The organism is Trebonia sp. (assembly GCF_049794275.1).
In the GTDB taxonomy this organism is placed as follows: Bacteria; Actinomycetota; Actinomycetes; order Streptosporangiales; family Streptosporangiaceae; genus Trebonia.
This window is the reverse complement of sequence record NZ_JBARCR010000970.1, coordinates 1-4,257: the sequence shown is the minus strand read 5'-3', so window position 1 is coordinate 4,257 and position 4,257 is coordinate 1. Positions and strand designations below refer to the sequence as shown.

Annotated in this window: 5 protein-coding genes; 2 read left to right on the top strand and 3 right to left on the bottom strand. The window is 70.8% G+C overall.

The genetic code is table 11. The features are described from left to right. The first annotated feature begins 91 nt into the window (after positions 1-91). Positions 92-1,462, top strand: coding sequence for a PQQ-dependent sugar dehydrogenase (locus WA805_RS24785; RefSeq protein ID WP_422277893.1), 1,371 nt, complete (start codon positions 92-94; stop codon positions 1,460-1,462). Here the strand turns inward: WA805_RS24785 and WA805_RS24780 are convergent. Together WA805_RS24780 and WA805_RS24775 are read right to left on the bottom strand one after the other, a co-directional pair. After that, positions 1,459-1,770: a hypothetical protein gene (locus WA805_RS24780; RefSeq protein WP_422277891.1), complete on the bottom strand. Its 312-nt coding sequence runs from the start codon at positions 1,768-1,770 to the stop codon at positions 1,459-1,461. The genes WA805_RS24785 and WA805_RS24780 overlap by 4 nt on opposite strands. An 8-nt stretch (positions 1,771-1,778) precedes the next feature. Continuing rightward, positions 1,779-2,747, bottom strand: coding sequence for a zinc-binding dehydrogenase (locus WA805_RS24775; protein ID WP_422277889.1), 969 nt, complete (start codon positions 2,745-2,747; stop codon positions 1,779-1,781). A gap of 90 nt (positions 2,748-2,837) precedes the next feature. Between WA805_RS24775 and WA805_RS24770 the strand changes: the two genes are divergently transcribed. Beyond that, positions 2,838-3,305 carry a MarR family winged helix-turn-helix transcriptional regulator gene (locus WA805_RS24770; protein WP_422284888.1) on the top strand — a complete coding sequence of 156 codons (468 nt, stop codon included), beginning with the start codon at positions 2,838-2,840 and terminating at the stop codon, positions 3,303-3,305. On the opposite strand, the gene WA805_RS24765 is transcribed toward WA805_RS24770, so the two are convergent. After that, a partial coding sequence (locus WA805_RS24765) for a LuxR C-terminal-related transcriptional regulator (protein ID WP_425243531.1) occupies positions 3,298-4,257 on the bottom strand: 960 nt, incomplete at its 5' end. The two genes, WA805_RS24770 and WA805_RS24765, sit on opposite strands and share 8 nt — an antisense overlap.

The window sequence follows — 4,257 nt, the reverse complement described above, 5'->3', positions numbered from 1 at the left end:
GGGTGTGCCTGTTCGCGCTCGTCGCGCTGGTGGCGATCGTCGTCGGGGCGCGGCTGCTCGTGCCGGCGTCGGTGCACATGCTGCCAGTGCGATGAGGGCGCCGTTCCGCCGTTTCGCGCTAGCCCTGGTCGCGGCGGCGGCCGTGGCCGCAGCGGCGGCGTGCTCCTCGTCTTCGAGTCAGGGACAAGACACGGTACGCGCGGGGGCGTCGCCGGTGGCCCCGGCGCCTGGGGCGCGGTCGACGACCCTTACCGTTCCGGCCAGCCAGAACGGCGGAGCGCTGTCGACGCCGCGCACGCTGACCGTGCCAGCCGGCTGGACAATCCGCGTGTGGGCACGCGTACCCGACGCCCGGATGGAGGCTTGGACACCGGAAGGGAACCTGCTGGTCAGCAGCCCTGGTGGCGGCATCGTCTACGAGCTGCGGCCGTCCGCGACGGGCACCGCGACCGTGACGACCCTGCTGTCCCACCTGACCTCCCCGCAGGGCCTGGCGTTCGCCAGGCTTGACGGCAGCTGGGTGCTGTACGTGGCGGAGTCGGACCAGATCGACCGGTACCCGTGGGGGTCCGGCGGGATCAGCGGTCCCCGCACGGTCATCGCGGGAGGACTGCCGGATCTCGATTCTGATGGGGACGACGTACACCGGGCGAAGGACGTGACGGTTGCCGGAGACGGGACTGTCTACTTCAACGTGGGCAGCTCGTCGAACGCCAACCCTGACGACCGGACGATGTCGCCGCAGCGCGCGGTGATCATGGCCGTGCGGCCCGACGGTTCGGACCTGCGGGTCGTGGAGCGGGGAGTGCGCAACGGCGAGGGCCTGGCGGTGGCGCCGGACGGCTCTGTCTGGACAGCGGTGAACGAGCGGGACAACATCCCCTACCCGTCGCACACCGCCTACGCGACGTACAGCGACGCCTTCGGCCAGGTCATCCAGGCGTACGTCAACAACCATCCGCCAGACGAAGTGGTGCCCGTCACGGCCGGCCGGGACCTGGGCTGGCCGTACTGCGACCCGGACCAGGACGACAGCAAGCCGGCGGGGTCACTGGCCGATGTTCCGCTGGTGGCTAACGCGGTCACCAACCCGGGCGGGCGGGCGCTGGACTGCGCGGCGCTGGCGCCAATCGAGGTCGGGCTTCCCGCGCACAGCGCACCGCTGGGCATCACGTTCCTCGAAGGCAGCAAGGTTCCGGCGCCATGGTCGGGAGGTGCCGTTGTCGCCGTGCACGGGTCCTGGGACCGGCATCCGCCGCAGGCACCCGCGGTGCTGTGGCTGGCGTGGAACGCCTCGAAGGACGACCTGGAGCCTGCGGTCGCGCTGGTCAGCGGGTTCGAGGACGCCGACGGCAGCTTCTGGGGACGGCCCGTGGACGCGGTACCCGGGTCAGACGGCGCACTGTATGTGAGCGACGATTCCGCCGGCGCGATCTACCGGTTGGTTCCCGCGAGCTCCTAGTAGTCCGAGGGGTTGTCGTCGACGTCCGGAGGGTTGTTCTCGATGTCCGGGGGGTTGTTCTCGATGTCGGCGAGGCACTCACGTGCCTCGGCTTCGTCGGCGCGCGGGACTAGCACCTGAACCCCCTGGAGTTGCAGCTCCGGCTGCCATCCTCCGGCGTCATGCGCTGACGTCGCTGCTCGCAAGCCGCCGCTGCGCAGCATGCCGACGATCAGCTCCGCCTCCGCGCGAGTGGTTACGGCCACGCACACCGACTCACTCTCGTCCTCGAACGCCGTGCCGGGGAAGTTCGGTTGCTTGCGTCTCATGTCTCCGCCTATGGCACCAGGACGGTGCGCTCGCCGGGTCGCTCTTCGCGCGTCCAGGCCTCTTCCACATCTGCCAGTGGCATCGTATTCGCTTTGACCGCGATCGCACCGTTGCTGATCGCGTCGACCAGCGACGGCAGTTCGGCCAGGTAGTCCGCTGGGCCGACGGAACCCTGGCCGCTGCCCTGCAGGCGCAGGTTGGCCGATCGCAGGGCGACCGAAGGCAGTTCGATCGCCGGGCCGGCGACCGCGCCGATCTGGATCCAGTTCAGCGCGCGGCCGCGGTCGGACCGCGCGGTGAGCAGGGCCATGATCGCCTGCTGGGCGGGCTTGCCCCAGAGGTAGTCGATGACGATGTCGGTGTCGGCGGCAGCGGCGGCGAGCGCCTTGCCGGTCGCGTCACTGTCGTCGGTTAGCTGGACGATGTCGTCGGCACCGACTGCCGTAAGCGCCTGAAGCCGGCCAGGGTCGCGTCCGGCGCCGACCACGTGCCCGGCGCCGAGCAGCCTGGCCACCTGGACGGCCATCGCTCCCGCGTTGCCCGTCGCGCCGAGGATGAGCACGCTGTGTCCCCGCTCGAGCGGAACGCGGCGGCGGAGGGCGACCCACGACGACATCGCCGGGTTCATCGCGGCGGCGACCTTCGCGACATCGGCGTTGCCGGGCAGCGCGATCGAGCGGCGCGGGCCGGCCAGCGCCTTGTCCGCCATCGTGCCGATCACGTCGTCGGCCGCCACGAAATAGACCCGGCTGCCGTCGGGCCGCTGCCCGACGGCGTCGATGCCGGGGATCATCGGCAATGTGCCGGTACTGGTGTAGTGCGCGCCGGCGGCGCCCGACCGGACACGCGGGTGCAGGCCGACGGCGAGGACGTCGACAAGCGCTTCTTCCGCGCTGCGCGGGCGCGGGACCTCGAACCGCTGGTAGTGCGGCGGCTCCGCGAACGATGTGACGACGGCCGCGTTCATCATGGCCATAGTGGCACCTCCCTTTGTCTGCCGCGATTTAGTTTGTGACACGTACCAAATTTAGTTTGTGGCACGTACTAAATCAAGTAGACTGCGGGCATGGCTTCTGGTCAGCAGCTGAGCCCCGCCGACGGGCTGGCTCAGCTCTCCTTCGTGGTTCAGGGCATGCTCGAGCACCGGGCCGCGGAGCACGGTCTCTCGATCATCCAGGCGCGCCTGCTTGGGGTACTGCGCGACCGCACCCCGACCATGAACGACCTAGCGCGGCTGCTGGGACTCGACAAGTCCAGCGTCACGGGCCTGGTCGATCGCGCTGAGCGACGCGGCTTGGTCATGCGCGTTCCGTCGACCACGGACCGGCGGGCCACGCTGGTCAGCCTCACCGACGACGGCCGGGCGCTCGTGTCTCAGGCCGCGGCCTGCTTCGAGGCCGACGTGCTGACGATGCTCGAGCGCCTGCCGGCGCGGGATCGCGGCGCGCTGTCCAGGCTGGTGAGCCGACTGCTCGCCGCGCATGCGGCCGAACAGGGAATCGACCTGTTTCCGGCCGCCGACGTGGCTAACTGAACTTGTCGCGAAGCTGGCGGCGGGAGTCGATGGCCAGTTTCCTGAACACCTTCTTGAGGTGGTACTCCACGGTGTTCGCGGTAATGAACAGGCGGTTCGCGATCTCCTGGTTCGTGTAGCCGGCGGCGGCCATCGAGGCGATCTGGGACTCGCGGGCGGTCAGCGCGGGGTTCCGGGGCCGGGGTGCCGCTGTGGTCACGCCCGCGGCCTGGAGTTCGGCCTGGGTTCGTTCGGCGAACGGGGTGGCGCTCATCGCGGTGAAGAGGGTGAGTGCCTCTTCCAGATGGGGCCTGGCGTCGGACGGGCGCTGGTGGCGGCGCAGCCATTCGCCGTAGAGCAGGTGGGCGCGGGCCAGGTCCGCGGTGGCGGTCGTGCGGCCGAGGAGGTCGATGGCCTTCTCGTAGCGCTCGGCGGCTTCTTCCTGAGGGGCCAGCAGGGCGGCGGAACGGGCGAGCAGGCCCTGGGCCCAGCCGGTGCCGCTGGCGGCGGCGTAGCGCTCAAGGTCGATAAGGGCGGCTTCGGCTTCGGCCGCGCGGCCCGTGCGGAGGCCTGCTTCGACGATGGCGGGGAGCGCCTCGGCGGTCAGGCCGATCGTGTCCTGCTGGCGCATCGCGGTGGCCGCCTGGTAGGCCTCGGGATATTCGCCGTAGCCGAGGTGCAGGGTGATCTCGGCCGCGAACCCGACCCGGATCATGTCGCCGCTGCCTCGCGTGGCCGCGACGGCCTGCCCGTTCGCGAAGGCGCGGCGCAGCGCCTTCCTGTCGCCGCGGTAAGCGAGGACGCGCACCGCGGAAAAGCTGGCCAGCTGGCCGGCGGTCCAGCCCAGGGCGCGGGCTAGCTCCCGGCCCTCGGCGGTCTGCTGGTCGGCCAGGGCCAGCTGGCCGCGGGCGGCGTTGGAGATCGAGCCGCCGATCAGGCACAGGGTCAGCGGGCGCATCGCTCCGGTCCGGCG

Excerpts from the sequence above, each read along its gene's own strand:
- WA805_RS24770 (WP_422284888.1), top strand. The coding sequence starts at position 2,838 with ATGGCTTCTGGTCAGCAGCTGAGCCCCGCCGACGGGCTGGCTCAGCTC.
- WA805_RS24775 (WP_422277889.1), bottom strand. The coding sequence starts at position 2,747 with ATGGCCATGATGAACGCGGCCGTCGTCACATCGTTCGCGGAGCCGCCG.
- WA805_RS24780 (WP_422277891.1), bottom strand. The coding sequence starts at position 1,770 with ATGAGACGCAAGCAACCGAACTTCCCCGGCACGGCGTTCGAGGACGAG.
- WA805_RS24785 (WP_422277893.1), top strand. The coding sequence starts at position 92 with ATGAGGGCGCCGTTCCGCCGTTTCGCGCTAGCCCTGGTCGCGGCGGCG.